General features: G+C 54.3%; 23 protein-coding genes, 2 tRNA genes and 1 other RNA gene. 10 read left to right on the top strand and 16 right to left on the bottom strand.

Features of this window, described 5'->3' with window-relative positions; translation table 11 throughout:
* Positions 1-6 precede the first annotated feature (6 nt).
* Positions 7-180: a YciY family protein gene (locus CKF42_RS21040; RefSeq protein ID WP_128084052.1), complete on the bottom strand. Its 174-nt coding sequence runs from the start codon at positions 178-180 to the stop codon at positions 7-9.
* 158 nt (positions 181-338) lie between these two features.
* Between CKF42_RS21040 and cls the strand changes: the two genes are divergently transcribed.
* Both cls and CKF42_RS03930 read left to right on the top strand, forming a co-directional pair.
* Complete coding sequence (gene cls, locus CKF42_RS03935) at positions 339-1,799, top strand: cardiolipin synthase (RefSeq protein ID WP_009089916.1); 1,461 nt, start codon at positions 339-341, stop codon at positions 1,797-1,799.
* Between the two features lie 45 nt (positions 1,800-1,844).
* Positions 1,845-2,168: an HI1450 family dsDNA-mimic protein gene (locus CKF42_RS03930; protein ID WP_111207578.1), complete on the top strand. Its 324-nt coding sequence runs from the start codon at positions 1,845-1,847 to the stop codon at positions 2,166-2,168.
* An 84-nt stretch (positions 2,169-2,252) separates the two neighbouring features.
* Here CKF42_RS03930 and oppF read toward each other — a convergent pair whose 3' ends face one another.
* The 7 genes from oppF to CKF42_RS03895 form a co-directional block, all read right to left on the bottom strand.
* Positions 2,253-3,254, bottom strand: coding sequence for a murein tripeptide/oligopeptide ABC transporter ATP binding protein OppF (gene oppF, locus CKF42_RS03925; protein WP_009089913.1), 1,002 nt, complete (start codon positions 3,252-3,254; stop codon positions 2,253-2,255).
* Entirely contained in the window at positions 3,251-4,264 is a 1,014-nt protein-coding gene (locus tag CKF42_RS03920) for an ABC transporter ATP-binding protein (RefSeq protein WP_009089912.1), read from the bottom strand. Before CKF42_RS03920 ends, oppF begins: the two co-directional genes overlap by 4 nt.
* A gap of 11 nt (positions 4,265-4,275) precedes the next feature.
* On the bottom strand, positions 4,276-5,184 hold the full coding sequence (gene oppC / locus CKF42_RS03915; RefSeq protein WP_046101922.1) for an oligopeptide ABC transporter permease OppC: 909 nt from the start codon (positions 5,182-5,184) through the stop codon (positions 4,276-4,278).
* A gap of 14 nt (positions 5,185-5,198) precedes the next feature.
* On the bottom strand, positions 5,199-6,119 hold the full coding sequence (oppB, locus tag CKF42_RS03910; protein ID WP_009089910.1) for an oligopeptide ABC transporter permease OppB: 921 nt from the start codon (positions 6,117-6,119) through the stop codon (positions 5,199-5,201).
* Between the two features lie 93 nt (positions 6,120-6,212).
* Positions 6,213-7,853 carry an oligopeptide ABC transporter substrate-binding protein OppA gene (gene oppA / locus CKF42_RS03905; protein WP_111207577.1) on the bottom strand — a complete coding sequence of 547 codons (1,641 nt, stop codon included), beginning with the start codon at positions 7,851-7,853 and terminating at the stop codon, positions 6,213-6,215.
* A 151-nt stretch (positions 7,854-8,004) separates the two neighbouring features.
* The gene (locus CKF42_RS03900) at positions 8,005-9,627 is read right to left on the bottom strand and encodes an ABC transporter substrate-binding protein (protein WP_058958171.1); all 1,623 of its coding nucleotides are present in this window, start codon (positions 9,625-9,627) and stop codon (positions 8,005-8,007) included.
* Between the two features lie 582 nt (positions 9,628-10,209).
* Positions 10,210-10,857, bottom strand: a complete 648-nt coding sequence (locus CKF42_RS03895) for a YchE family NAAT transporter (protein WP_009089907.1) — start codon at positions 10,855-10,857, stop codon at positions 10,210-10,212.
* Between the two features lie 461 nt (positions 10,858-11,318).
* On the opposite strand from CKF42_RS03895, the gene adhE reads away from it, so the two are divergent.
* Entirely contained in the window at positions 11,319-14,006 is a 2,688-nt protein-coding gene (gene adhE / locus CKF42_RS03890; protein WP_058958170.1) for a bifunctional acetaldehyde-CoA/alcohol dehydrogenase, read from the top strand.
* Between the two features lie 66 nt (positions 14,007-14,072).
* On the opposite strand, the gene tdk is transcribed toward adhE, so the two are convergent.
* Positions 14,073-14,693 carry a thymidine kinase gene (gene tdk, locus CKF42_RS03885; RefSeq protein ID WP_111207576.1) on the bottom strand — a complete coding sequence of 207 codons (621 nt, stop codon included), beginning with the start codon at positions 14,691-14,693 and terminating at the stop codon, positions 14,073-14,075.
* A gap of 409 nt (positions 14,694-15,102) precedes the next feature.
* On the opposite strand from tdk, the gene hns reads away from it, so the two are divergent.
* Complete coding sequence (hns, locus tag CKF42_RS03880; RefSeq protein WP_058958169.1) at positions 15,103-15,510, top strand: histone-like nucleoid-structuring protein H-NS; 408 nt, start codon at positions 15,103-15,105, stop codon at positions 15,508-15,510.
* Between the two features lie 75 nt (positions 15,511-15,585).
* Here the strand turns inward: hns and CKF42_RS03875 are convergent, their stop codons facing one another.
* The 5 genes from CKF42_RS03875 to rssA form a co-directional block, all read right to left on the bottom strand.
* On the bottom strand, positions 15,586-16,593 hold the full coding sequence (locus CKF42_RS03875; protein ID WP_009089903.1) for an NAD-dependent epimerase: 1,008 nt from the start codon (positions 16,591-16,593) through the stop codon (positions 15,586-15,588).
* A gap of 14 nt (positions 16,594-16,607) precedes the next feature.
* Positions 16,608-17,948, bottom strand: coding sequence for a UDP-glucose/GDP-mannose dehydrogenase family protein (locus CKF42_RS03870; protein WP_046101926.1), 1,341 nt, complete (start codon positions 17,946-17,948; stop codon positions 16,608-16,610).
* Positions 17,949-17,970: 22 nt separating this feature from the next.
* Entirely contained in the window at positions 17,971-18,879 is a 909-nt protein-coding gene (gene galU / locus CKF42_RS03865) for a UTP--glucose-1-phosphate uridylyltransferase GalU (RefSeq protein ID WP_009089901.1), read from the bottom strand.
* A 193-nt stretch (positions 18,880-19,072) separates the two neighbouring features.
* A complete protein-coding gene (gene rssB / locus CKF42_RS03860; RefSeq protein ID WP_009089900.1) occupies positions 19,073-20,089 on the bottom strand; it encodes a two-component system response regulator RssB in 1,017 nt (338 codons plus the stop codon).
* 98 nt (positions 20,090-20,187) lie between these two features.
* On the bottom strand, positions 20,188-21,093 hold the full coding sequence (gene rssA / locus CKF42_RS03855; protein ID WP_009089899.1) for a patatin-like phospholipase RssA: 906 nt from the start codon (positions 21,091-21,093) through the stop codon (positions 20,188-20,190).
* A gap of 96 nt (positions 21,094-21,189) precedes the next feature.
* On the opposite strand from rssA, the gene CKF42_RS03850 reads away from it, so the two are divergent.
* The 6 genes from CKF42_RS03850 to xthA all read left to right on the top strand — a co-directional run bounded on the left by CKF42_RS03850 (position 21,190) and on the right by xthA (position 24,065).
* The gene (locus tag CKF42_RS03850) at positions 21,190-21,645 is read left to right on the top strand and encodes a YchJ family protein (RefSeq protein WP_072215524.1); all 456 of its coding nucleotides are present in this window, start codon (positions 21,190-21,192) and stop codon (positions 21,643-21,645) included.
* A gap of 56 nt (positions 21,646-21,701) precedes the next feature.
* Positions 21,702-22,550: a formyltetrahydrofolate deformylase gene (gene purU, locus CKF42_RS03845; RefSeq protein WP_009089897.1), complete on the top strand. Its 849-nt coding sequence runs from the start codon at positions 21,702-21,704 to the stop codon at positions 22,548-22,550.
* Between the two features lie 144 nt (positions 22,551-22,694).
* A tRNA-Tyr gene (locus CKF42_RS03840) sits at positions 22,695-22,779 on the top strand.
* Positions 22,780-22,816: 37 nt separating this feature from the next.
* A tRNA-Tyr gene (locus CKF42_RS03835) sits at positions 22,817-22,901 on the top strand.
* 41 nt (positions 22,902-22,942) lie between these two features.
* A non-coding RNA gene (locus tag CKF42_RS03830) (RtT sRNA) lies at positions 22,943-23,070 on the top strand.
* 188 nt (positions 23,071-23,258) lie between these two features.
* On the top strand, positions 23,259-24,065 hold the full coding sequence (gene xthA, locus CKF42_RS03825) for an exodeoxyribonuclease III (RefSeq protein WP_058957284.1): 807 nt from the start codon (positions 23,259-23,261) through the stop codon (positions 24,063-24,065).
* Between the two features lie 33 nt (positions 24,066-24,098).
* Here xthA and CKF42_RS03820 read toward each other — a convergent pair whose 3' ends face one another.
* Complete coding sequence (locus tag CKF42_RS03820) at positions 24,099-24,407, bottom strand: YnjH family protein (protein WP_009089895.1); 309 nt, start codon at positions 24,405-24,407, stop codon at positions 24,099-24,101.
* Positions 24,404-26,320 carry a DNA topoisomerase III gene (locus CKF42_RS03815; RefSeq protein WP_111207575.1) on the bottom strand — a complete coding sequence of 639 codons (1,917 nt, stop codon included), beginning with the start codon at positions 26,318-26,320 and terminating at the stop codon, positions 24,404-24,406. The genes CKF42_RS03820 and CKF42_RS03815 overlap by 4 nt, the downstream gene beginning before the upstream one ends.
* Positions 26,321-26,461: the final 141 nt, after the last annotated feature.

Below are 26,461 nucleotides of genomic sequence, written 5' to 3'. Positions count from 1 at the left end.
GCAGGATTAAACCATCTGCGTGATGAACAGAATCGATCGGCGCTGCTGCTGCGCCAGCTGGTGGCGGATACAATGGATGCGTTTATAACGGCGTGACTGCCCTTCCAGCCAGCGTGAACGGCGACGGTGAACCTGTCGTAACATTCTCCAGCGTGCCACTTCATTTCTGCTTCGTTTCATCACTTCCTCTCTGCCATCGTCTACGCCGCCGCATTATAGAGATCTCTGCGACAATACCCAATCTGTTCTCTCATTATTCTCGTCAGGGATAAAGGTTTCGTTAGCCGTCATCTGCACGTAAACTTGCCAGACGGAAGCGCGAACGGGATGTCCACTTTATGACCACTTTTTATACGCTGATCAGCTGGTTGCTGCTGTTTGGTTACTGGCTGCTGATTGCCGGTGTCACACTGCGCATCCTGATAAAGCGCCGGGCTGTCACGTCGGCGATGGCCTGGCTGCTGGTTATCTATATTCTGCCGCTGGTCGGCATTATCGCTTATCTCTCCTTTGGCGAACTGCACCTGGGTAAACGTCGCGCGGAGCGCGCCCGCACCATGTGGCCGTCAACGGCCCGCTGGCTGAACGATCTGAAGCAGTGCCGCGAGATTTTCGCGACGGAACACAGCGACGTCGCGCGCTCGTTATTTGAGCTTTGCTACCATCGGCAGGGCATTGCCGGGGTAAAGGGAAATCAGCTGCAACTGTTAACCAGCGCCGATGATGTGATGCAGGCACTGATTCGTGACATCCAGCTGGCCCGCCATAATATCGAGATGGTGTTTTACATCTGGCACCCCGGTGGTCTGGCAGATGAAGTTGCCGAATCGCTGATGGCGGCGTCGCGCCGTGGCGTCCACTGCCGTCTGCTGCTGGACTCAGCGGGCAGCGTAAACTTTTTCCGCAGCCCTTGGGCGGGCATGATGCGCAACGCCGGCATTGACGTGGTGGAAGCGTTACAGGTGAGCCTGCTGCGCGTCTTCCTGCGGCGGATGGATCTGCGCCAGCATCGTAAAATCGTGCTGATTGATAACTACATCGCCTACACCGGCAGTATGAATCTGGTCGACCCCCGCTTCTTTAAACAGAGTGCCGGTGTGGGTCAGTGGATTGATCTGATGGCGCGTATGGAAGGCCCGGTCGCGACCGCGATGGGGATCGTTTTCAGCTGCGACTGGGAAATAGAGACCGGTAAGCGCATTCTGCCTCCCCCGCCCGATCGCAACATCATGCCGTTTGAACAGGAGAGCGGCCACACCGTGCAGGTGATCGCCTCCGGTCCCGGTTTTCCGGAAGATATGATCCATCAGGCCCTGCTGACCGCCGTCTATTCGGCGCGTGAGCAGCTAATCATGACGACCCCCTACTTTGTGCCCAGCGACGACCTGCTGCATGCGATCTGCACGGCGGCGCAGCGTGGCGTCAGCGTCAGCCTGATCCTGCCGCGTCACAATGACTCATTGCTGGTCGGCTGGGCCAGCCGCGCCTTCTTCAGTGAATTGCTGGAGGCGGGCGTGAAGATTTACCAGTTTGAAGATGGCCTGCTGCATACCAAGAGCGTGCTGGTGGACGGACAGCTGAGCCTGGTCGGCACCGTGAATCTCGATATGCGCAGTTTATGGCTTAATTTCGAGGTGACGCTGGTGGTGGATGATGCGGGCTTCGGCAGTGACCTGGCCTGCGTACAGGATGACTATATCGCGCGGTCGCGCCTGCTGGAGGGTAAGCGCTGGGCAAAACGTGCCTGGTGGCAGCGCATTGTTGAACGACTGTTTTACTTCTTCAGCCCTTTACTGTAAAACGAGCCAGATTGTGTAAATGGCCGCAGGCAGACAGGACAGACTATGGATTTAAATAATCGCCTTACCGAAGATGAAACGCTGGAACAGGCCTACGATATTTTTCTCGAACTGGCAGGTGACAATCTCGATCCGGCAGACATCATTCTCTTCAATCTGCAGTTTGAGGAGCGCGGTGGCGCAGAGCTGTTCGACCCGTCTGAAGACTGGAAAGATCATGTTGATTTCGATCTGAACCCTGACTTTTTCGCCGAGGTGGTGATTGGGCTGGGTGACGCGGACGGTGAGCCGATCACCGACGTCTTTGCGCGTGTGCTGCTGTGCCGTGAAAAAGATCACAAGCTGTGTCATATCCTGTGGCGTGAATAGACCGTAGATGCGCGGTGACGTGAATGACGTCGTGGCGCAGCATCCCACAACAGAAAACGCCGGGCAATTGCCCGGCGTTTTGCTTCAGAGCGGGTCGACCTTGAGACAGGAGACCGCATGGTGGAAGCTGCCTTCCAGCAGCGGACGGGTTTTCGCACACTCCGGTCCGGCAATCGGACAGCGGGTGCGGAACACACAGCCTGACGGCGGATTGATCGGCGACGGCAGCTCCCCTTCCAGTAGCTGAATCTGCTTGTTCTTCTCCAGATCGGGATCGGGAATCGGCACGGCAGACATCAGCGCCCGGGTATAAGGGTGCTGCGGATTGCCATAGACCTCGCTGTAGGTGCCCAGCTCCACCGCATGTCCCAGATACATTACCAGCACGCGATCAGAGATATGTTTCACCACGGCCAGATCGTGCGCGATGAAGATCAGTGACAGTCCCATTTCACGCTGCAACTGCTGCAGCAGATTCACCACCTGCGCCTGAATCGACACGTCGAGCGCCGAAACCGGCTCATCACAGATAATGAGCTTTGGCTCCAGAATCAGCGCACGGGCGATGCCGATACGCTGACACTGGCCGCCCGAAAACTCATGCGGATAGCGGTTAATCAGGTTCGGCAGCAGGCCCACCTTCATCATCATATTTTTGACGCGATCTTTCACTTCCTGACGCGCCATCTTCGGATGATAGGTGCGCAGCGGCTCGGCGATGATATCGCCGATAGTCATACGCGGATTCAGAGAGGCCAGCGGGTCCTGGAAGATCATCTGAATGTCGCTACGCGCCTTGCGCCACTCCTCTTCGCTCTGACCGAGCAGATCGCGGCCTAACCAGGCGACACGCCCTTCTGTGGCTTTGACCAGCCCGATAATGGCGCGTGCCAGCGTCGATTTGCCGCAGCCGGACTCGCCCACCACGCCCAGGGTTTCCCCTTCATAAAGACGCAGGCTGACCCCGTCCACCGCTTTCAGGGTCTTTGAGGGCTGCCAGAACCACTGCTTGCCATCCTTGATGTCGAAATGCACCTTCAGGTCGGCGATTTCCAGTAACACTTTCTTTTCAGCTACGGTGCTCATACTAACTCCTCCACCGGCTTAAAGCAGGCACGCAGACGGCCATCGCCAAACGGCTCCAGCGGCGGCGACTGGGTGCAGATATCCATCGCGTGCGGGCAGCGCGGCTGGAACGGACAGCCCTGCGGCAGACGCAGCAGATTGGGTGGATTCCCCGGAATGGTCGTGAGGCTCTCGCCCTCGGCATCCAGGCGTGGTACGGCATTGAGCAGGCCGATCGAATAAGGATGGGCGGGCTGGTAAAAGACATCGCGGGCGCGGCCATACTCCATGGTGCGTCCGGCGTACATCACCAGCACTTTGTCGCAGATCCCCGCCACCACGCCGAGATCGTGGGTGATCATGATGATGGCGGTGTTGAACTCGCGCTTCAGATCATTGAGCAGCGTCATGATCTGCGCCTGCACCGTCACATCCAGCGCCGTGGTCGGTTCATCGGCAATCAGCAGCTTTGGACGACAGAGCAGCGCCATGGCGATCATCACGCGCTGGCGCATCCCACCGGAGAACTCATGCGGATACATTTTCATTCGCTTGCGCGCTTCCGGCATCTTCACCGCATCCAGCATTCTCACCGACTCTTCGAAAGCCTGTGCGCTGCTCATCCCCTTGTGCAGTTTCAGCACTTCCATCAGCTGCTCGCCGACCCGCATATAGGGATTGAGCGAGGTCATCGGGTCCTGGAAAATCATCGCGATCTGCTCAGCGCGCAGCCGGTTAAGCTGGCTTTCCGGCAGATTCAGGATCTCTTTGCCGTTGAACAGCGCAGAACCGCCAATGCGCCCGTTTTTCGCCAGCAGCCCCATCAGGGCAAAGGCGGTCTGTGATTTGCCCGAACCGGACTCACCGACAATGCCCAGCGTCTCCCCTGCGCGCAGCGAGAAGTTCAGATTGTTCACCGCGGTGACATCACCATCGTGCGTGCCAAAGGTGACGCGTAAATCTTTGACCGTAAGTAGCTGTTCGCTTCCCGCGCGGGCCGCCATCGCTGGCTGAAATTCATGAATAGTCATCGGGAAACTCCTTAACGATCTTTCGGGTCGAGGGCATCACGCAGGCCATCGCCGATAAAGTTGAAACAGAACAGCGTGACCACCAGGAAGCCCGCCGGGAACAGCAACAGCCACGGCGACACTTCCATAGAGTTGGCTCCGTCGCTCAGGAGTGCGCCCCAGCTGCTCAGAGGTTCCTGCGTGCCCAGACCCAGGAAACTCAGGAAGGATTCAAACAGGATCATACTGGGCACCAGCAGTGAGGCGTAAACCACCACCACCCCCAGCACGTTGGGCACAATATGGCGCACCACAATTTTCCAGGTCGATACCCCACCTACATGAGCGGCTTCGATAAACTCTTTGCGCTTCAGGCTCAGCGTCTGGCCGCGCACAATACGCGCCATATCCAGCCACGAAACCATGCCGATGGCGGCAAAGATCAGCAGGATGTTACGACCAAAGAAGGTCACCAGCAGGATCACGAAGAACATGAACGGGAAGGAGTTGAGGATTTCCAGAACACGCATCATCGCCGAATCGGTTTTGCCGCCCAGGTAACCGGCAATGGATCCATACAGGGTACCAACCACCACGGCGATCAGGGCGGAGGCGACGCCGACCATCAGGGAGATACGGCCGCCAATGGCCACACGTACCAGCAGGTCACGCCCCGACGAGTCGGTGCCGAACCAGTGACCGGAGGTGGTATCCGGCGGTGAAGACATCATCGCCCAGTCGGTATCGTCGTAGGTGAACTGCGCCACCATCGGCGCGATAATCACAAACAGCGTAATGACCAGCAGCACCAGCAGGCTGATCAGGGCTGCCCGGTTATGGATAAAACGACGACGCGCGTCCTGCCAGAGACTGCGCCCTTCTACTTCCAGCTTCTCACTGAACGCATCAAGAGCTTCGCTGTTTTTCTTACTTAACATCATGGCGAACTCCGCAATCAGTAACGAATTTTGGGATCGATGACGGCATAGAGCACGTCGACAATCGCGTTAAACAGGATGGTCAGCAGACCGACCAGAATCGTCAGGCTCATCACCAGCGAGTAGTCGCGGTTCAGTGCGCCGTTAACAAACAGCTGACCGATTCCCGGCAGACCGTAGATCGATTCGATCACCATCGAACCGGTGATGATGCCGACAAAGGCGGGTCCCATATAGGAGATGACCGGCAGCAGAGCCGGTTTCAGCGCATGACGCAGCACAATGCGGCGCAGCGGTAAGCCTTTGGCGCGAGCCGTGCGGATAAAGTTGGAGTGCATCACTTCAATCATCGATCCACGGGTGATACGGGCAATGCTGGCAATGTAAGCCAGTGAGAGTGCCACCATCGGCAGCAGCATGTAGTTCCACTGCCCGCCATTCCAGCCCCCGCCCGGCAGCCATTTCAGGCTGATCGCGAACAGCAGGACCAGCAGCGGCGCGACCACAAAGCTGGGTATTACCACGCCAGTCATTGCCACCCCCATTACCGCGAAGTCCCACAATGTGTTCTGTTTCAGCGCGGCGATGACCCCAGCCGTGACGCCGAGCACGATCGCCAGCAGGAACGCGGCCAGACCCAGTTTTGCCGAGACCGGGAACGCGTGCGCGACCAGATAGTTAACCGAATAATCTTTGTATTTAAAGGATGGGCCGAAATCGCCGTGGGCCAGCTGGACCAGGTAATCGACATACTGCTTACCGATAGGATCGTTGAGGTGATATTTCGCCTCAATGTTGGCCATCACTTCCGGTGCCAGGGTGCGCTCGCCGGTAAAGGGGCTGCCGGGTGCCAGTCGCATCATAAAGAAGGAGATGGTAATCAGGACGAACAGCGTCGGAATCGCTTCAAGCAAGCGACGCAGGATGAATTTTAACATTGCCGTACCTACCAGGCTGTTGCTTCACAACATATAAAAAATAGTAAAAAGGCGGCACGAGAAGCGCCGCCACTGCTGATAGCCTGAACGCTATTAGTGTTTAATGATGTAGAAGTCTTTAGACAGCGTTTTATCCAGCGGATCTTTACCGGTGTAACCACCAACGTAAGGTTTCACCAGACGCGTATTCACGTAGTAGTAAACCGGTACGATGGTGCTGTCTTTATCCAGGATCTGCTCGGCCTGCTGATAGTCCGCTGCACGGCCTTTGGCATCCGGCGCTTTGATCGCGTCACGCACCACTTTGTCAAACGCATCGCTCTTATATTGCGAGGTGTTACTGCTGCTGTTAGAGAGCATGATGTTCAGGAAGGAAGTCGGTTCGTTGTAGTCCGCACACCAGGCCGCACGAGCCACATCGAAGTTACCCTGATGACGGGTGTCCAGGAAGGTTTTCCACTCCTGGTTTTCCAGCTTGATATTCACACCGATGTTTTTCTTCCAGATCGACGAGGCGGCAATCGCCAGCTTCTTGTGCAGATCGGAGGTGTTGTAGAGCAGGTTGAAGGTCAGCGGTTTATCCGCGGTGTAGCCCGCTTCAGCCAGCAGTTTTTTCGCTTCGGCGTTACGTTTATCCTGTGACCACTTGAACCAGTCTGGCGGCAGGATTTCCATACCGTCGGTGGCTGGCGGTGTGAAGCTGTAGGCCGGCTTCTGACCCTGCGCCAGCACTTTATTCACCATGATGTCACGGTCCAGACCCAGCTTCAGGGCGGCACGAACGCGCGGATCGGTAAATGGCGCTTTCTGGTTATTGATTTCGTAGTAGTAGGTGCAGAGATAAGGATCGACGTGCAGCTCTTTACCGTTTTCGCGCTGCAGCTTTTTGAACAGCTCGATCGGCAGATTGTTATAGGTCATGTCGCTGCCGTTCTCGGAGAAGTAACGGTTGACGTCACTGACTTCAGAACTGATTGGCAGGTAGGTAACCTTGTTCAGCACGGTGTGCTCGTTGTCCCAGTAGTTCGGGTTACGCACCAGCGTGATGCGTTCGTTAATGACGTGTGCGTCGAGCTTAAAGGCACCGTTGCCGACCCAGTTTTGCGGCTGAGTCCACTGTTCGCCGAATTTCTCAATCGCCGGTTTATAAACCGGTGACATCACGGAGTTGATCAGCAGCTTATCAAAATAGGGAACCGGCTCACTCAGGGTCACTTCCAGCGTGTGGTCATCAATCGCTTTCACGCCCAGATCGGTAATGGGCTTTTTACCTGCGATGATGTCATCAACGTTCAGGATATGACCATACTGAGGATAGCTGGCGTAGGGTGAAGCCGTTTTCGGGTCAACCAGACGCTCCCAGCTGTAGACGAAGTCCTGCGCGGTTACCGGCTCGCCGTTAGACCATTTGGCATTTTTACGCAGGTGGAAAGTCCACACTTTGAAATCTTTATTTTCATAGCTTTCCGCAACGCCCGGGATCGGTTTGCCGTTGCTGTCATTGACCAGCAGACCTTCATAGAGATCGCGCGCCACGTTATCTTCCGGCACGCCCTCGATTTTGTGCGGGTCGAGCGACTGCACTTCATCGCCATTGCCGCGAACGAGTTCCTGTTTGGCTGCCAGCTCAACGCCTGCAGGCACGGTCGCCGCGAAAGCCGCATTCCCTGCCAGGGCACTTATTGCGGCGAAGACGCCCGCTGCTATCAGGCTTTTTTTCGTGATGTTGTTCATTATTACACTCCAGTTTTATTATCGTCACCGCAGCGCTGTTCTGCCGCGGCGTCCCCCGTTTCCGGGCTCCCTTAACCCGGGAGAGTGACCCCAAAAAATTGGTCTGTTTGCTGATGCGCTTCCCGTCTGTCTCGCCAGGACGGCGAGCAGATCAGTGTTTTTTAATAAAATAGTACTTCAGGTCTGTCATATCCTGCGGGTCTTTGCCCGTGAAACCGCCAACCCAGGGCTTCACCAGGCGCACACTGACGCGGTAGTAAACTGGCACAATGGGTGAGTCTTTGTCGAGTTGTGTTTCAGCCTGCTGATAGAGCTCCGCGCGCTGCGCCTCACTGCCCGCCGTCAGACTCTTCGCCATCAGCTCGTCAAAGGCCGCACTGCTGTAAAAGGCGGTATTGATCGAGGCGTTGCTGATCAGCATGTTGAGAAAGGTTGAAGGCTCATTGTAATCGGCGCACCAGGTGGCTCGCACCACGTCATACTGGGCCTGATGACGGGTCTCCAGCATCGTCTTCCACTCCTGATTCTGCAGGGTGACTTTTGCGCCGAGATTTTTCTGCCACATTGAAGCGGCCGCAATCGCCTGCCGTTTATTCTGATCGGAAGTGTTATAGAGCAGCGTGAAGGTCAGCGGATTGGCGGCGTTGAATCCCGCCTCTGCCAGCAGCTTTTTCGCCGCCTCATTGCGTTGCGCCTGCGTCCAGGTAAACCAGGCTGGCGGTGTCAGCTTAATACCGGCGGTAAAGGGCGGCGTCAGGCTGTAAGCCGGAATCTGTCCCTGCCCCATAATTTTTCTGGCAATCACCTCACGGTCGAGGGTCATTTTTAGGGCGGCGCGCACCCGTGGATCGGTGAACGGCGCCTTTTTGTTATTGATTTCATAATAAAACGTGCAGAGCAGCGGACTGATCTTCACCTCATCGCCGAGATCCCTGCGCAGCTTGCCAAACATCTCCGGCGGCAGGGCGCTGTTGGTGATGTCCGTTCCGCCACTGCGGTAGCGGTTGATATCGCTGTTTTCAGAGGCGATGGGCAGGAAGGTCCCCTGCTCAATCACCGTATGGGCATTGTCCCAGTAGTGAGGATTGCGCTTCAGAACAATTTTTTCATTCACTACCCAGTCGCTTAAGGTATAAGCACCGTTACCGATATAGTGACCCGGCCGGGTCCAGGCATCGCCCCACTCTTTGATAGCGGGTCCATAAACCGGCTTCAGCGCCGTGTGCGCCAGCATGGCTACCAGATAAGGCACCGGTTCAGTGAGCGTAATCTGCAGCCGGTGGTCATCCAGCGCTTTCACGCCCAGCTGATCGGGTGACGCTTTACCAGCCAGAATCGCATCGATCCCGGCAACATGGGCGGCCTGCAGATAGCTGGAGTAAGGCGACGCGGTGGCAGGGTCCACCAGCCGACGCCAGCTGTAGACAAAATCTGCGGCGGTCACCGGCTCACCATTACTCCACTTAGCATCATCCCGCAGATGGAAGATCCAGACGGTGGGCTGCGGATTCTCCCAGCTCAGGGCAACGCCGGGGACGACCTTACCGAAATTATCGGTGTTAACCAGACCGTCCAGCAGGTTGTGAATAATATTGGATTCCGGCACACCTTCGGTTTTATGGGGATCCAGCGAAGAGACTTCACTGCCATTGTTAATCACAATCTGTTGCTGCGCGGCCAGCGTCGTTCCGGGCGGAACCGTGGCGGCATAAGCCGGCGTAAACGCTATTAACAGTGCGGCGAGAGTCAGCCGCTGTTGCTGCACATTCATCATCCCAGTCATCCGAAACGCCAACCTTTTTTAAGTATCCCGACAGGCTTAAGCAAAAAGCGTTCTCACTTTGCACTTTCGGAGAAAAAAATTCACGCTGGGCCAGAAATTATCAGAAGCCATCAGAGGGCGCCAAAGTAAAATAGCTAAAATGTTAACTAATTCTCTTTTATCACGAGTTGTCACGCAGCGAAAGTGTTAATTTTCGACCTGAAAATATCATATCGATATGAAAAATAGGCGTTTTAGTCGGAAACCCTGTGCAGACATGCTTTGCATCATGAATACGCAAGGTTTTTGGCACTTATCTTCCAAAGTCGGCATCTGATGTGAGAAAAATCCAGCCTTATTGCTCTCAGGTGGGTGTTTATGAGGGAGGGAAGAATCAAGACAGAAGAATATGGTGTGAAAATCGTGACATTATTTCGCTGACAAAAGTCTGTGAACCGGCCAGCAGTAATGAAATTTATAATCGGCTGAATCTTTTAAGCGTGACGAATAATTGCATTGTGATGGTGCAATAAAACCGTCGATTGCACCATTACGGATCAGTTTTCCACTTCGCTGCCTGAAATAAGTGAGGCGTTAATTGAGCAGTCCGGGAAATATAGACTTCAGGCCGGTGACCACAAACTCAATACCCAGGGCCATCAGTAACAGTCCCATGATACGGGTAATCACGTTAATGCCGGTCTGTCCCAGTATCCGCACCATTAAAGGCGCGGCCCGAAACAGCAGCCAGCAACATAAGGCAAAAATGGCAATCGCCAGCGTAAAGCCCAGCAGGTTAAGCCAGCTGTGATAGCGGGTGCTCCAGACAATCGTCGAACTGATGGCACCCGGACCAGCCATCAGGGGCAGCGCCAGGGGCACCACGCCAACGCTTTCACGAATGGCCGTTTCTGACTTCTCCTGTTTGTTCTGCTTATCCTCGCCCAGCTTGCCACTGATCATCGACATCGCAATGGTCACGACCAGAATCCCGCCCGCAATGCGGAACGAGTCAATCGAGATGCCAAACACCCGCAGAATCGCATCGCCGAGGAACAGCGAGGTCCAGAGGATAATAGCCACCGCCAGGTTGGCGGTTAAATTCGTTTTATTGCGTTCAGCTGCCGCCTGATAGCGGGTCATACTGATGAAAACCGGAATAATGCCGACCGGATTAACCAGCGCGAACAGCCCGACAAAGAATTTTATATAGCCTGAAAGATCTAACAGTGCAGGGTTCACGACATGGCTCCGTAACGCAGGGGGGGGAAATCGCGCCTAATGTAAGTGAAAAGCGGCACAGACGCCAGATGCATACGCCGCTATTTATGCCACTTAAGGCGGAACCCATAGCGGAATCCCCCAGCGTTCCGAATGAGACTGGATTTTGTCGCTATGGCAAGCCGGCTTACATGGTGCAAACAGATTCGAAACAAGGTGGCGCAAAAAGCCCGGCTGAAAGGTGTCAGCTTGGGGTTAAATTGATTTGCATCAAAATTACCCTACCCCAAACCAGGTAATCTTTTCGTAACGGAAGTATTAGCAGTCTCAATGAAAATCTGACGGACTGCCTGACAAGACTCTTTTAGTAAACAGTTGAAAATCCATGCATTCCGGGCCGATCGGACGCGTTATGACAGCGTGACTATACTCAGGGCGCAGGATTGTTTACTAAAAAAGTTTAACTTCCTCAGGAGAACACCATGGCCGTTACGAATGTCGCTGAACTCAATGCACTGGTTGAACGTGTAAAAAAAGCCCAGCGTGAATATGCCAATTTTTCTCAACAGCAGGTCGACGCCATTTTCCGTGCCGCCGCCCTCGCCGCCGCAGACGCTCGTATTCCTCTCGCCAGAATGGCCGTTGCCGAATCCGGCATGGGCATTGTCGAAGACAAAGTCATTAAAAATCATTTTGCGTCAGAATATATCTACAACGCCTATAAAGATGAAAAGACCTGCGGTGTGTTAGCCACCGATGACACCTTCGGCACCATCACTATCGCCGAACCTATTGGTCTGATTTGCGGTATTGTGCCGACGACTAACCCCACCTCTACCGCCATCTTTAAAGCGTTAATCAGCCTGAAAACCCGCAACGGTATTATCTTCTCGCCACACCCCCGTGCCAAAGATGCTACCAACAAAGCGGCGGACATCGTGCTGCAGGCTGCCATTGCAGCCGGTGCGCCAAAAGATATTATCGGCTGGATCGATGCCCCCTCCGTTGAACTGTCAAACCAGCTGATGCACCACCCTGACATTAACCTGATCCTCGCCACTGGCGGTCCGGGCATGGTGAAAGCGGCCTACAGCTCCGGTAAACCCGCCATCGGCGTCGGTGCCGGTAATACGCCAGTGGTGATTGATGAAACCGCCGACCTGAAACGGGCCGTCGCCTCGATTCTGATGTCCAAGACCTTTGATAACGGGGTGATCTGCGCGTCGGAACAGTCGGTCATCGTGGTTGATGCGGTCTACAACGCAGTGCGTGAGCGTTTTGCCAGCCACGGCGGTTACCTGCTGCAGGGCGCGGAGCTGAGCGCGGTACAGAATATCATTCTGAAAAACGGCGGTCTGAATGCCGCCATCGTCGGCCAGCCCGCGTTCAAAATTGCGGAGATGGCAGGCATCAGCGTGCCACCCAGCACCAAAATCCTGATTGGCGAAGTGAAGCTGGTGGACGAATCTGAACCCTTTGCCCATGAAAAACTTTCGCCAACCCTCGCAATGTACCGGGCGAAAGATTTCAACGACGCGGTAGATAAAGCAGAAAAACTGGTCGCCATGGGCGGTATCGGCCACACCTCGTGCCTCTATACCGACCAGGATAACCAGACCGAACGTGTGCACTACTTTGGCGACAGGATGAAAACCGCGCGTATTCTGATCAATACGCCCGCTTCTCAGGGCGGTATCGGGGACCTCTACAACTTCAAACTGGCCCCCTCTCTGACGCTGGGTTGTGGTTCCTGGGGCGGCAACTCGATTTCAGAGAACGTCGGTCCGAAACACCTTATCAACACCAAAACTGTCGCCAAGCGAGCTGAGAATATGTTGTGGCATAAACTTCCTAAATCTATCTACTTCCGTCGCGGTTCCCTGCCCATTGCGCTGGAAGAGGTGGCAACGGACGGCGCGAAACGGGCCTTTATCGTGACTGACCGCTTCCTGTTCAATAACGGTTATGCCGATCAGGTCACCCGCGTTCTGAAATCACACGGTATTGAAACGGAAGTCTTCTTTGAAGTGGAAGCCGATCCGACGCTGAGCATTGTGCGTAAAGGTGCCGAGCAGATGAACAGCTTTAAACCGGACGTGATCATCGCGCTGGGTGGCGGCTCCCCGATGGACGCAGCGAAAATCATGTGGGTGATGTATGAACATCCGGAAACCCACTTTGAAGAGCTGGCACTGCGCTTCATGGATATCCGTAAACGTATCTACAAGTTCCCGAAAATGGGCGTCAAGGCGCGCATGGTGGCCATCACCACCACATCCGGCACCGGTTCAGAAGTGACACCGTTTGCCGTCGTCACCGATGATGCGACAGGCCAGAAATATCCTCTCGCTGACTATGCGCTGACCCCGGATATGGCGATTGTCGATGCTAACCTGGTGATGGAAATGCCCCGCTCACTCTGCGCCTTCGGCGGCCTGGATGCGGTTACCCATGCGCTGGAAGCCTATGTGTCTGTGCTGGCGAATGAATACTCAGACGGCCAGGCACTGCAGGCACTGAAACTGCTGAAAGAGAACCTGCCCGCCAGCTACGCGGAAGGTGCCAGAAATCCGGTGGCGCGCGAACGTGTTCACAATGCGGCCACTATCGCCGGTATCGCCTTTGCTAACGCCTTCCTTGGGGTCTGTCACTCCATGGCGCATAAGCTGGGTTCAGAGTTTCATATTCCGCACGGTCTGGCTAACGCCCTGTTAATCTCGAACGTCATCCGCTACAACGCAAATGACAACCCGACCAAGCAGACCGCGTTCAGCCAGTATGACCGCCCACAGGCGCGCCGTCGCTACGCGGAAGTTGCTGACCACCTGGGCCTGAGCGCCCCTGGCGACCGCACCGCGCAGAAAATTGAGAAGCTGCTGGCCTGGCTGGATGAGATCAAAACCGAGCTTGGCATTCCGACCTCTATCCGCGAAGCTGGCGTGCAGGAAGCGGACTTCCTGGCCAAAGTCGATAAGCTGGCCGATGATGCGTTTGATGACCAGTGTACCGGCGCAAACCCACGCTATCCGCTGATTGCCGAGCTGAAACAGATTATGCTCGACACCTACTACGGCCGTGAGTTTGTCGAACCTTTCTCAAGCGTTGCCGAAGCGGTCGCTGAACAGCCGGTAAAAGAAGTTAAAGCGGAGAAGAAAGCGAAGAAAGTCTGATAGTACCGTTCTGATAACCTGATAAAAAAACCCGCCGCGGCGGGTTTTTACTGGCTGAAAAACGTGTCAGATGACGGGCGTATGTGCGCCGTGAATCGCCTGCAGCGAGCCCTGCTCTATGGCCTGTTTATAGTGCTTACGGCAGACCGAGATGTAGCGTTCATTCCCCCCGATGACTACCTGCTCACCTTCACTGAAAGGCTTCCCTTCGCTGTCCAGTCGCAGCACCATGCTGGCCTTGCGGCCACAGTGACAGATGGTTTTGAGTTCGACCAGCTTATCGGCCCACGCCAGCAGATACTGACTGCCAACAAAGAGTTCGCCGCGAAAATCGGTACGCAGGCCATAGCAGAGCACCGGAATATCAAGATCGTCGACCACATCAGAGAGCGCTTTGACCTGCTCACGGGTGAGAAACTGGCTCTCATCGACCAGCACGCAGTGAATAGGCTGTGCGGCATGTTCCGCCGCAATGTCGCTGAACAGCGCGGTATCGGCATTATAGAGCAAGGCTGGTGACGAGAGTCCGATACGTGAGCTTACCTGACCGGCACCAAAACGGTTGTCGATTTCGGCAGTGAAGACCAGCGAGCGCATGCCCCGCTCCTGATAGTTATAGGAGGATTGTAACAGTGCGGTCGATTTCCCTGCGTTCATTGCAGAGTAATAGAAATAGAGTTGGGCCATAGGAGCGTATCTTCATCAGGACTGAACAGAATGGTGCGCATATTATCACAAAGCACAGCCCATGCATTGCTGCTGAGAGAGGGAGAATGACTGACAGATAGCCGGAATTTTCATCAGGAACCGTTTCCAGTGCCGATGAGCTCTGTCGCAGAGTGAAATAGGTTTTTCTTATTTTAACCGCAATAAAAGAGATGACATTATTCGCAGCAACTTAAATACATTAAATTTATTTCATAACGACAGAGGGGAGATTATTTCTTCCGGGCATCGCTTTGATTTTTTATGATGAACATTATTTTTTAATTTTCATTTTATTCGCTGAAGAAATACGTTTGTGATTGAAGTTATTTAATGTCACCACTACTATTAGCGGGCAACACAACTTCTCCCTTATTCAGAGACCAGGACAATGAGCGAAGCACTAAAAGTTCTTAATAATATTCGTACGCTGCGCGCCCAGGCCAGAGAGTATTCCATTGAAACACTGGAAGAGATGCTGGAAAAACTGGACGTAGTGGTAAAAGAACGTCGCGAAGAAGAGTCGCATTTCCAGGCTGAAAATGAAGAGCGCGCGCGCAAGCTGAATCAGTATCGTGAAATGCTGCTGGCTGATGGTATTGACCCTTCTGAGCTGGTCAGCATGCTGACTGATACCCGCGCGACAGCAAAAAGCAAACGTTCGGTGCGTCCGGCTAAATATGGTTATACCGATGAAAAAGGTGAGTCAAAGACCTGGACCGGTCAGGGCCGCACGCCAGCCATAATTAAAAAAGCGCTGGAAGAAGAGGGTAAAAAGCTGGACGATTTTTTACTGTAACGGCGCGTTATTTTGCTGCCCGACGGGCAGCCTGAGGTGGAATAAAAAAAAGGAAGCGTACGCTTCCTTTTTTATTCAGACGCGATAGAAATCACGATACCAGTCAACGAAGCGCTTTACGCCCTCCTCCACACTGGTCTGAGGTTTAAAACCAATCGCCTTAAACAGGGCTTCGGTGTCGGCACTGGTTTCCAGCACATCACCGGGCTGCATCGGCATCAGATTTTTCTTCGCGGTCATCCCCAGTGCTTTCTCAATCGCCTCAATATAGCTCATCAGCGTTACCGGCTGACTGTTACCGATATTATAAACACGATACGGTGCTGAACTGGTTGCTGGCGATCCCGATTCAACCGTCCAGTGATCGTCCTGCTGCGGAATGACATCCTGCAGACGCACAATCGCTTCAGCAATGTCATCAATATAGGTAAAGTCGCGCTTCATCTGGCCCTGGTTATAGACATCAATCGCCTCACCGGCAATCATTGCGCGGGTGAATTTAAAGAGGGCCATATCCGGACGGCCCCACGGGCCATAGACGGTGAAGAAGCGTAATCCAGTGGTCGGCAGCTGATAAAGGTGCGAGTAAGTATGAGACATTAACTCATTCGCTTTCTTCGTCGCTGCATATAAAGAGACAGGATGATCCACACTGTCGTCCGTTGAGAACGGCATCTTACGATTCAGGCCATAAACGGAACTCGACGACGCGTAGAGCAGATGTTCAATTTTATGATGACGGCAGCCTTCAAGAATATTGAGGTGACCTGTCAGATTGGAGTCTGCATAAGCATGGGGATTTTCGATGGAGTAGCGGACGCCAGCCTGCGCGCCAAGATGAATAACGCGCTGAAAATTATACTGCCCGAACAGTGACGCTATCGCGTCACGGTCGGCCAGATCCCGCTCGATAAAAGTAAAGCCAGGTTCAGCATTAATTAAATCGAGACGGGCACGCTTGAGATTTACGTCGTAATAATCATTCAGGTTGTCGATACCGACAACCTGGTGACCGGCGGCCAGCAGACGCTGACTGACATGAAAACCAATAAAGCCTGCGGCGCCGGTGACCAGAAAGTTCATAAATCCCTCGTTAATTATGCAGTTTGAATAGACGCTCCGCGGCCGATTGCATAATAAACGAAACCGCGTTTGCTGATACGCTCTGGATCATACAGGTTACGACCATCAAAAATCACGGCTTCTTTCAGCGCATTTTTGATAACGTCGAAGTCTGGTGCACGGAAGTTCTGCCACTCCGTACAGATGACCAGACCGTCTGCGCCCTGCAGTGCCGCTTCTTTGGTTCCCATCAGCTTAAGATCGCTACGGTGACCATAGATACGCTGCGCTTCATCCATTGCTTCCGGGTCAAACGCCTGAACAGACGCGCCTGCTTCCCACAGCGTTTCCATCAGCACACGGCTGGAGGCTTCACGCATGTCGTCAGTGTTCGGCTTAAATGACAGGCCCCAGAGAGCAAACGTCTTACCCTTCAGATCGTCGCCAAAATGGCGTTTGATGAAGGTTGGCAGCTTGTTTTTCTGGTTGTCATTGACATCTTCCACAGCCTGCAACAGACGTGGCTGATAGCCAATAGACTCCGCTGTACGGATTAACGCCTGCACATCTTTCGGGAAGCAGGAGCCACCGTAGCCACAGCCAGGATAGATGAAGTGGTAGCCGATACGGGGATCGGAACCGATGCCCTGGCGTACTTTTTCAATATCCGCGCCTAAACGTTCAGCCAGGTTGGACATCTCATTCATGAAGCTGATTTTGGTCGCCAGCATGCAGTTTGCTGCATACTTGGTCAGCTCTGCGCTGCGGATATCCATCATGATCATGCGATCGTGGTTGCGGTTAAACGGCTCATAAAGCTCGCGTAACAGCTCGACCACGTCATCGTTGTCGGTACCGACAACGATGCGCTCAGGACGCATGCAGTCATTCACTGCCGCACCTTCTTTCAGGAATTCCGGGTTCGACACCACATCAAAGGTGATGTTGGCGTCACGCGATTTCAGCGTTTCCGCCATCACCGCACGAACTTTGTCTGCTGTGCCAACCGGTACGGTTGATTTGTCGATAACCACTTTGTGATCGTTCATATGCTGCGCAATGGTGCGCGCTACGGCGGTCACATATTTCAGATCGGCAGAGCCGTCTTCATCCGGTGGTGTACCTACTGCAATAAACTGCATAACACCATGGTTTACGCCCTGTGCAGCATCAGTGCTGAACTTCAGACGACCCGCTTCGTAATTGGACATTACCAGCGGGGTTAAACCTGGTTCGAAAATAGGAATGATGCCTTTTTTCAGATTTTCGACTTTGTTTGCGTCGACATCAATGCAGAGAACGTCATGTCCGACTTCGGCTAACACCGCAGCCTGAACCAGACCGACATAGCCGATACCAAATACAGTGACTTTCATCGAGTTATCCTGTGTTTATAAATTACTTTTTGTTGCCAACTGCGCTATCGAGCCATTCAGAGAAATCTTTGCCCAATACCGGATGACGAACACCGTACTCAACGAAAGCCTGCATGTAGCCCAGTTTGTTACCACAGTCATGGCTTACGCCTTTCAGGTGATAAGCTTCAACGGTCTCTTTTTCCATCAGCATGGCGATAGAGTCGGTCAGCTGAACTTCGCCGCCCGCACCCGGAGGCGTCTTCGCCAGCAGAGGCCAGATGTCTGCAGACAGAACATAACGACCTACGACCGCCAGGTTAGATGGCGCTTCGGTCGCTTTTGGTTTCTCAACCACACCCACCATTGGTGCGCTGTCGCCTGGGTTCAGTTCTGCGCCCTGGCAATCGACAACACCGTAAGCGGTTACATCGGCAACCGGCTCAACCATAATCTGGCTGCGGCCTGACTCTTCATAACGGGTCAGCATCTCGGCCAGGTTATCTTTGGTTGGGTTAGATTCATATTCGTCGATGATGACGTCTGGCAGGATAACGGCAAACGGCTCGTTACCGATCAGTGGGTGTGCACACATCACTGCGTGGCCCAGGCCTTTCGCGATACCCTGACGAACCTGCATGATGGTCACGTGTGGCGGGCAGATTGACTGGATTTCATCCAGCAGCTGACGCTTAACACGTTTTTCCAGCATAGATTCCAGTTCGAAGCTGGTATCAAAATGGTTTTCGATGGCATTTTTAGATGAATGCGTAACCAGCACAATCTCGTTGATGCCTGCAGCGATACACTCGTTAACGACATACTGGATTAACGGCTTATCAACCAGCGGTAACATCTCTTTTGGAATCGCTTTGGTGGCCGGGAGCATACGCGTACCCAAACCCGCGACCGGGATTACCGCTTTTTTTACTTTGGTATTATTGGCAGACATTAAGTTACCTCTCTCATAGGCCGTTCAAGTTAATACTTGATATGTCGGTTTAAAATCGAAAATGAGTATATCAGTTAGTATCGAACGGATTTATCCTGGAAGGCATCAATCCGTCGAAATTAAGACTATTACCCAACTGTAAAGCTAAGTTCTGGCCCTGTCCTCAGCGCCAGAATCTTTCCATTTTTGCCGTTTATTCTTCTGCTGACAGCATCAGCCGAATGCGACCACCCGCGCCCCAGACGTGGCACTGCCAGTTGTCTGCGCGTTGACTGATTTGATTGAGGTGGGTGCTACCCATAGTGCCAAGGGGAACACCATTACTAAGCTGAATCTGATGGGTATCAACGTGAAGCGTGGCATTTAATCCGGCCGAGACCAGGATCAAATTTTTCAGACCCCGATGATAGTAGCCCACCAGCAGAGGGAACTGGCCGCTGAGGTTCGCCTGGCGCAGCAGCAGATTGACCTGTCTGAGCAGCCCGTTAAGTTCCGGCAGACGCTGTTTTTGCCCGGAGAGCTGCTCCTGAAGCAGGCCGTTAAACAGCGCACGCAGCAGCAGAGCGGCCAGCACGCCATTATCACCCGCACGGGTGACGTCCAGACAGTAGAAGGCCAGGTCCTTTTCAGAGAGCGCCGCAATGTCGAGCACCAGGCCCGGCTGTTCGGCCATCGTCAGCTGACGATAGTTGACCCGGCAGTTGGCGACGGTCTGTTGCACCGGCGGCTGGAGTTGTTTGAGCAGTTTGGCAGCCGCTTTCGGGTCGCGGACCAGGGCATCCCAGTCCTGAAACAGCTGCTCATCCTCTTCCACCTTTGAGGTGAACATGGAGGGATAGAGACATTCATAGACCGCTTCGCGGAATCGTTCCAGATTTTTCAGTGGCTTAAGCAGCACATCCTGCACGCCAAGGCGCAGCACATGTGCGATGTCAGACATATTTTCTGTCGCTGAGATAATCAAAATCGGCACAACGTTACCGCGGGTACGAATGTGCTCAACAAACTGAATGCCGCTCATACGGGGCATTTCGAGATCGCTGATGATCAGGTCGACAGTATGCTGTTGTAGTTGTGCAATTGCTTCCAGTCCATCTTCCGCTTTTAACGTTACAGCACCCATCGATAACAAAAATTGGTCCAGCAACGAACGGAAAACAGCCTCATCTTCGACAATGAGTATCTTTTTGCCGAGTAGTGGTTTTTCCATTCTTTCCCCCTGCCTGCCAGATAATTCAATAGTGGTTCATAAAACGCAGTTGCGCCTTCAGAATTGCGTAAAGTCACCGTTTTGAATGAACAACCTGATTATCTGCCACGGACCAGTGGTAACAGTTCATCCATTTTCTTTTCCACGGCGGCCCTGCCTGCCTCAATGGCCTCTTCAGCCCGATGAAAGTCCAGCGTTGAAATCTGCGGACAGACCGGCTGTATTAAAACATCGGGTGGATCGCCTGCCATACGGTTGCGCTTCAGGCGATTTTCCAGCACCTGGATAGAGGTTGACATAATCTCCATCGCACCCGGTGACTGAGACGCACGGCGCTGGGTGAAACTCACCAGTCGCTGACGCAGCTTTCCACCCCAACTCAATGCCGCTGCAGCGGCTTCTTCTTCACTATTTTTAGGCGTAACGGAAAACAGATCCTGCTGCATTAAATGCGCGTCATGCTGCAGGTCAACCGCAATCACAATGTCTGCACCCAGCGCGCGGGTCAGTGAGATCGGCACCGGATTGACGACGGCACCATCCACCAGCCAATACCCATTGTAGCCCACCGGCGGTAATAAACCTGGCATACTGCAGGAAGCGCGAACCGCCTGATGCAGATCACCCTCCGTCAGCCAGAGCTCCCGCCCCGTGCTGAGATTGGTGGCCACCACGCCGAAAGGTTTACTGCACTGCTCTATCGCATCATTGGGGATCAGCTGACGCACATGGTTAAAGACCCGCTCACCGCGCAGCAGTCCGCCCCGTTGCCAGGAGACATCCATCAGCCGGATCACATCCCAGTAGCGAAACGCACTGACCCACTTTTCCATCAGCGGCAGCCGGTTATTCACATAGGCTGACCCGACTAGCGCGCCGACAGAGCAACCCGCCACGACGTCGATCCCGATACCCGCACGCTCCAGTGCGTTGATCACGCCAATGTGCGCCCATCCTTTCGCTGCGCCGGCCCCCAGCGCCAATCCTATTTTTACCTTTCTCATTTGTATCTGGTCCTGCCGTCAATACGTAGCGTCACAGCGTGGGGTCAGCTAACATAGCGCGCTTATGAAACCGACTCATCATTTTCGGGAGCTAATGTGTCAGAAACCTGCCCATGTTGTAGCGGACAGCAGTATAGCGTATGTTGCGAGCCCTTTCTGCAGGGTAACCAGATTCCTGTTACGGCTGAACAACTTATGCGCTCCCGCTATTGTGCCTATGTTAAGCACAATGCCGAATATCTGGTCGCGACCTGGCATCCTGACAAACGTCATCCGGAGATGTCAGGGCTTTTATCTGAAAGTTTTTCCGGTACCGAGTGGCTTAGTCTGAATGTAACCCGTTGTAATCATGGAAGCCATGATAATGAAGCGTTCGTGACTTTTTTTGCGCGATACCGCGAGAAAACGAACATTCATGCCATTCATGAGTGTTCCCGCTTTCTTCGCGAGGATCAACGCTGGTACTATGTTGACGGTTCCGTGCCGCCCGTTGGGCGCAACGATCGTTGCCCGTGCGGCAGTGATAAGAAATACAAAAAATGTTGTGGTTGAGCTGAAGGCTGAGCCCGCAGTTTAACCCCTAATGCTTTGACAGGACTCTGATTGAGATGCAAGCGCAAACCATGCAAAGAAAAGTTTTACGAACCATTTGTCCCGATGCAAAAGGTCTGATCGCCAAAATCACCAATATTTGTTACAAGCACGAACTCAATATCGTGCAGAACAATGAGTTTGTTGATCATCGCACCGGGCGTTTTTTCATGCGTACCGAGCTGGAAGGCATCTTCAACGACAACACCCTGCTGGCCGATCTCGACAGCGCCCTGCCCCAGGGGTCAGTGCGTGAACTGCACAGCGCCGGCCGCCGTCGCGTGGTGATTCTGGTCACCAAAGAGGCGCACTGCCTGGGCGACCTGTTAATGAAGAGCGCGTTTGGCGGTCTGGATATGGAGATTGCCGCGGTCATTGGTAACCATGACACGCTGCGTTCGCTGGTTGAGCGGTTTGATATTCCCTTCGTTCTGGTGAGTCACGAGGGACTGACGCGGGAAGAGCACGATAACCGCATGGTGGAAGAGATTGACCGCTATCAGCCCGATTATGTGGTGCTGGCGAAATATATGCGCGTCCTGACCCCTGCCTTTGTGCAGCGCTTCCCGAACCAGATTATTAACATTCACCACTCTTTCCTGCCTGCCTTTATCGGTGCCCGGCCTTATCATCAGGCCTACGAGCGTGGCGTGAAAATCATTGGTGCCACCGCGCACTACGTGAATGACAATCTCGATGAAGGCCCGATCATCATGCAGGATGTGATTAATGTCGATCACAGCTATACCGCTGACGAGATGATGCGTGCAGGTCGTGACGTCGAAAAAAACGTGCTGAGCAACGCCCTCTATAAAGTGCTGGGGCAGCGCGTCTTCGTTTACGGCAACCGTACGATTATTCTTTAATCAGCCAGCGCGCTGAATTGACTGTGGATTCAGCGCTACGCGTAAAAAGTGGGCAAACAGTTCCTGTTTTGCCAGTGGGCGCTTTACACCCTTATCGCATTTGGTATGATGCGCCCCGCTTTGAGAGTGAAAGATTCAGGCCATGGTGGGATTCCCGAGCGGCCAAAGGGAGCAGACTGTAAATCTGCCGTCACAGACTTCGAAGGTTCGAATCCTTCTCCCACCACCATCTGAATCTGAATACGCCTCAAGCCAGCATTATCCCCGGTGGGATTCCCGAGCGGCCAAAGGGAGCAGACTGTAAATCTGCCGTCACAGACTTCGAAGGTTCGAATCCTTCTCCCACCACCATCCTGCATTCAGCACATTTCCCCCAAATCGATGCATCAGCTTCCTGTTCTGCGGGGAGAGGGATGAGAACCTTCGACTAAGGTTCGGGTCGAGCATCGCGAGACAACGCGCTTCAGCGCGGCCCGCAGGGTGAGGCGCAACGCGCCGAATCATCCTTCTCCCACCACCATCCTGCATTCAGCACACTTTCCCCAAATCGATACATCAGCTTCCTGTTCTGCGGGGAGAGGGATGAGAACTCCCTGCTAACAGAGCACCTACACGTTTTCAAACGTTCTGCCCCCTCTTCTGCCATGACTTTTTCAGTAAAAATCGCTACCATCACCGCCTCTCATTTTCTGAACCATGGTTGACCTCATGAAATTTGTTTCATTCAACATCAATGGGTTGCGCGCCCGCCCTCATCAGCTTCAGGCGCTGGTTGAACAGCATCAGCCCGATGTCATTGGCTTACAGGAAACCAAAGTCCATGACGAAATGTTCCCGCTGGAAGAGGTCGCAAAGCTGGGTTATCACGTTTTCTATCACGGTCAGAAAGGCCACTACGGCGTGGCACTGCTCACCAGAATGCAGCCGGTTTCAGTGAGCCGGGGCTTTCCGGGAGAGGATGAAGAGGCACAGCGCCGGTTGATCATGGCGGAAATTCCCAGCCCGATCGGCGACATCACGGTCATTAACGGCTATTTCCCGCAGGGTGAAAGCCGCGACCATCCCACCAAGTTTCCGGCAAAAGAGAAGTTCTATCGCGACCTGCAGCGTCTGCTGACCGAAGATCTGCCTGCCGATAAACCGGTTCTGATCATGGGTGACATGAACATCAGCAGCACCGATCGGGATATTGGAATTGGCGAGGATAGCCGCAAGCGCTGGCTGAGAACCGGTAAATGCTCCTTCCTGCCGGAAGAGCGCGAGTGGATGGATCGGCTGCTGGGCTGGGGCCTGGTTGATACCTGGCGTGAACATAACCCGGAGGTCGCCGATCGCTTCTCCTGGTTTGATTACCGTTCAAAAGGTTTCGATGATAATCGCGGCCTGCGCATCGATCTGGTGCTGGCAAGCAAAAATCTGGCAGCACACTGCGTTGAGACCGGCATTGATTATGAGATCCGTGGCATGGAGAAGCCCTCTGATCACGCTCCCATCTGGTCGCTGTTTCGCTTTTAACTGATGGTCGCGTGGCAGAGCGCCACGCGACACTTATTTCACGATCTTCCAGATCAGGTTGTTGGTGCCGATGGAGTGTTCATCCCGGGCGCACTGCAGCAGCACCCCTTCCGACTTCACCACCGCGCCTTCACTGTAGTTACGGTTTTCAAAAATACAGCAGCGCAGGCAGTCTGGCTGACGTCGCTCTGCCTGCGTCCAGGCTTCCGGCGGCATATCCACTACCACATCGGTGTTCACACCGTTATTGCCGGGTGGCATCGACTGATAGCGACCGTTGGCCTGAACTGCGCTGGTTGCCAGCGACAGGGCCAGCACCATCAATACTGAGTAACGCCTCATTCCGTCTCCTTCACTTTACGTCTGGTTTTGCGCACCGGACGCTTCTGTCCGGTGGAGGGTAATCCCCGAAAGGCATGCGCCGCAGGCTGCTGTCGCGCCTGGTGGATCAGACCGGTTAAGGTCTGGACCAGCGGTTGCATAAATTCCTCATAACGACAGGCCTTTTCGCTGATACGGGTCAGTGTCGACTCCCACTGCGCCGTCATATCCGGGCGGGCAGCCAGATCGGGCAACGAGTGAATCAGGGCGCGTCCGGCCTCGGTCGCGTTGATGTATCGCCCTTTCTTCACCAGGAAACCACGACGAAACAGCAGTTCAATAATGCCAGCCCGCGTCGCTTCCGTTCCTAAACCATCGGTCGCACGCAGCACTTTCTTTAATTCTTTATCCTGAACGAACCGGGCAATGCCGGTCATCGCAGAGAGAAGCGTGGCATCGGTGAACGGACGCGGCGGCTGGGTTTGCTTCGCCAGCACCTCGCCGCGCTCGCACAACAGCGAATCCCCTTTCGCCACCACCGGCAGCGGCATGCCGTCATTCTCCTCGTCACGCTCTTTGCTGCCCAGCAGTGAACGCCAGCCCGCCTCCGCCAGGAAACGCGCTTTCGCAACAAATTTTCCCCCGGCAATTTCGAGGTCGATGACGCACTTACGGAACACCGCATCCGGGCAGAACTGCATCAGATACTGGCGCGCCACCAGCTCATAAATATGCTGCTCGTTTTCCGTAAGCTTTACCGTGCCGGCGCGGGCCGTCGGAATAATGGCGTGGTGGGCGTCCACCTTTTTATCATCCCAGCAGCGGTTGCGCCGATCCGCATCGAAATCAGCGGGCGGGGTCAACAGTGACTGATGCGCCTGAATCGCCTTAAGTACTGCATGACGCCCGGCAAAATGCTCTTCGGGCAGGTAGCGGCTGTCCGAACGGGGATAGGTAATCAGCTTGTGGGTTTCATACAGCCGCTGACAGGTATCCAGTACCGTCTGCGCACTCAGCCCGTAACGTTTTGCCGCCTCAATCTGCAGGCTGGAGAGGGAGAATGGCAGTGGTGCCCCCTCATTTTCCCGTTTATCGCTGTAGGCCGTGACCGTCGCTGGCTGACCGGTAATCCGGGCCACCACATGATCTGCCAGGGCGCGTCTGAGCAGACGGCCCTCTTCATCCTGCCACGGCTCACAGGCTTCGCTGGGGATCCAGCTGGCCACAAACCGGGTGCCATCAGGCGTGACGATGTGGGCTTTAACTTCGAAATACTCTTTCGGCAGGAAGTTTTCAATCTCTTCATCGCGCCGCACCACCAGCCCGAGCACCGGGGTCTGCACCCGGCCAACCGACAGCACGCCATCATAGCCTGCATTTCGCCCCAGCAGTGTCCAGGCGCGGGTCATGTTAATGCCATAGAGCCAGTCTGCCCGGGCGCGAGCCAGCGCCGAAACACACAGCGGAATAAATTCGCGATTCTCACGCAGACGGTTGACCGCCCGATCCACCGCCTGCGGGTTAAGATCGTTGATCAGGCAGCGCTGCACTTTGCTGCGTTTTTCCGCGGGCAGTTTCAGATAGTCGAGCACTTCATCGACCAGCAGCTGACCTTCGCGATCCGGGTCACCGGCATGCACCACTTCTGTCGCCTGCGCCAGTAGTCCCTCGACCACCTTCAGCTGTTTCGCGACCGACGGGCGCGGTTGCAGCTGCCATTTTTCGGGAATAATCGGCAGGTCCGCCAGCGACCAGCGTGCATAGCGGCTGTCATATGTGTCAGGCTGCGCCTGCTCCAGCAGGTGCCCTACGCACCAGGTAACAATCTGATCGTTGCCGCAGGCAATAAATCCATCACCCCGTCGATGCGGTTTCGGCAGTACATCGGCAATCGCACGTCCCAGGCTCGGTTTTTCCGCAATAAACAAACGCATTGAATCAGCTATTCCTTAACATCAGGGAAACGGAGAGTAACCGGCTCGGCTGTCGGTGTAAATTCAGGGCTATGTTAGCCTGGCAGGCCTGCTGGCGTAAGCATGACGCGCAGTGTTAGCGATCGTTCGCACAGGAACCGT

Source organism: Pantoea sp. ARC270, assembly GCF_003236725.1.
GTDB lineage: Bacteria > Pseudomonadota > Gammaproteobacteria > Enterobacterales > Enterobacteriaceae > Pantoea > Pantoea anthophila.
Note: the sequence above shows the minus strand (reverse complement) of the source record. Positions and strands in the feature narration are given on the sequence as shown.

Bases quoted from the DNA above. Each gene is read 5' to 3' on its own strand.
- CKF42_RS21040 (WP_128084052.1), bottom strand. From the start codon at position 180: ATGAAACGAAGCAGAAATGAAGTGGCACGCTGGAGAATGTTACGACAG.
- cls (WP_009089916.1), top strand. From the start codon at position 339: ATGACCACTTTTTATACGCTGATCAGCTGGTTGCTGCTGTTTGGTTAC.
- CKF42_RS03930 (WP_111207578.1), top strand. From the start codon at position 1,845: ATGGATTTAAATAATCGCCTTACCGAAGATGAAACGCTGGAACAGGCC.
- oppF (WP_009089913.1), bottom strand. From the start codon at position 3,254: ATGAGCACCGTAGCTGAAAAGAAAGTGTTACTGGAAATCGCCGACCTG.
- CKF42_RS03920 (WP_009089912.1), bottom strand. From the start codon at position 4,264: ATGACTATTCATGAATTTCAGCCAGCGATGGCGGCCCGCGCGGGAAGC.
- oppC (WP_046101922.1), bottom strand. From the start codon at position 5,184: ATGATGTTAAGTAAGAAAAACAGCGAAGCTCTTGATGCGTTCAGTGAG.
- oppB (WP_009089910.1), bottom strand. From the start codon at position 6,119: ATGTTAAAATTCATCCTGCGTCGCTTGCTTGAAGCGATTCCGACGCTG.
- oppA (WP_111207577.1), bottom strand. From the start codon at position 7,853: ATGAACAACATCACGAAAAAAAGCCTGATAGCAGCGGGCGTCTTCGCC.
- CKF42_RS03900 (WP_058958171.1), bottom strand. From the start codon at position 9,627: ATGATGAATGTGCAGCAACAGCGGCTGACTCTCGCCGCACTGTTAATA.
- adhE (WP_058958170.1), top strand. From the start codon at position 11,319: ATGGCCGTTACGAATGTCGCTGAACTCAATGCACTGGTTGAACGTGTA.
- tdk (WP_111207576.1), bottom strand. From the start codon at position 14,693: ATGGCCCAACTCTATTTCTATTACTCTGCAATGAACGCAGGGAAATCG.
- hns (WP_058958169.1), top strand. From the start codon at position 15,103: ATGAGCGAAGCACTAAAAGTTCTTAATAATATTCGTACGCTGCGCGCC.
- CKF42_RS03875 (WP_009089903.1), bottom strand. From the start codon at position 16,593: ATGAACTTTCTGGTCACCGGCGCCGCAGGCTTTATTGGTTTTCATGTC.
- CKF42_RS03870 (WP_046101926.1), bottom strand. From the start codon at position 17,948: ATGAAAGTCACTGTATTTGGTATCGGCTATGTCGGTCTGGTTCAGGCT.
- galU (WP_009089901.1), bottom strand. From the start codon at position 18,879: ATGTCTGCCAATAATACCAAAGTAAAAAAAGCGGTAATCCCGGTCGCG.
- rssB (WP_009089900.1), bottom strand. From the start codon at position 20,089: ATGGAAAAACCACTACTCGGCAAAAAGATACTCATTGTCGAAGATGAG.
- rssA (WP_009089899.1), bottom strand. From the start codon at position 21,093: ATGAGAAAGGTAAAAATAGGATTGGCGCTGGGGGCCGGCGCAGCGAAA.
- purU (WP_009089897.1), top strand. From the start codon at position 21,702: ATGCAAGCGCAAACCATGCAAAGAAAAGTTTTACGAACCATTTGTCCC.
- xthA (WP_058957284.1), top strand. From the start codon at position 23,259: ATGAAATTTGTTTCATTCAACATCAATGGGTTGCGCGCCCGCCCTCAT.
- CKF42_RS03820 (WP_009089895.1), bottom strand. From the start codon at position 24,407: ATGAGGCGTTACTCAGTATTGATGGTGCTGGCCCTGTCGCTGGCAACC.
- CKF42_RS03815 (WP_111207575.1), bottom strand. From the start codon at position 26,320: ATGCGTTTGTTTATTGCGGAAAAACCGAGCCTGGGACGTGCGATTGCC.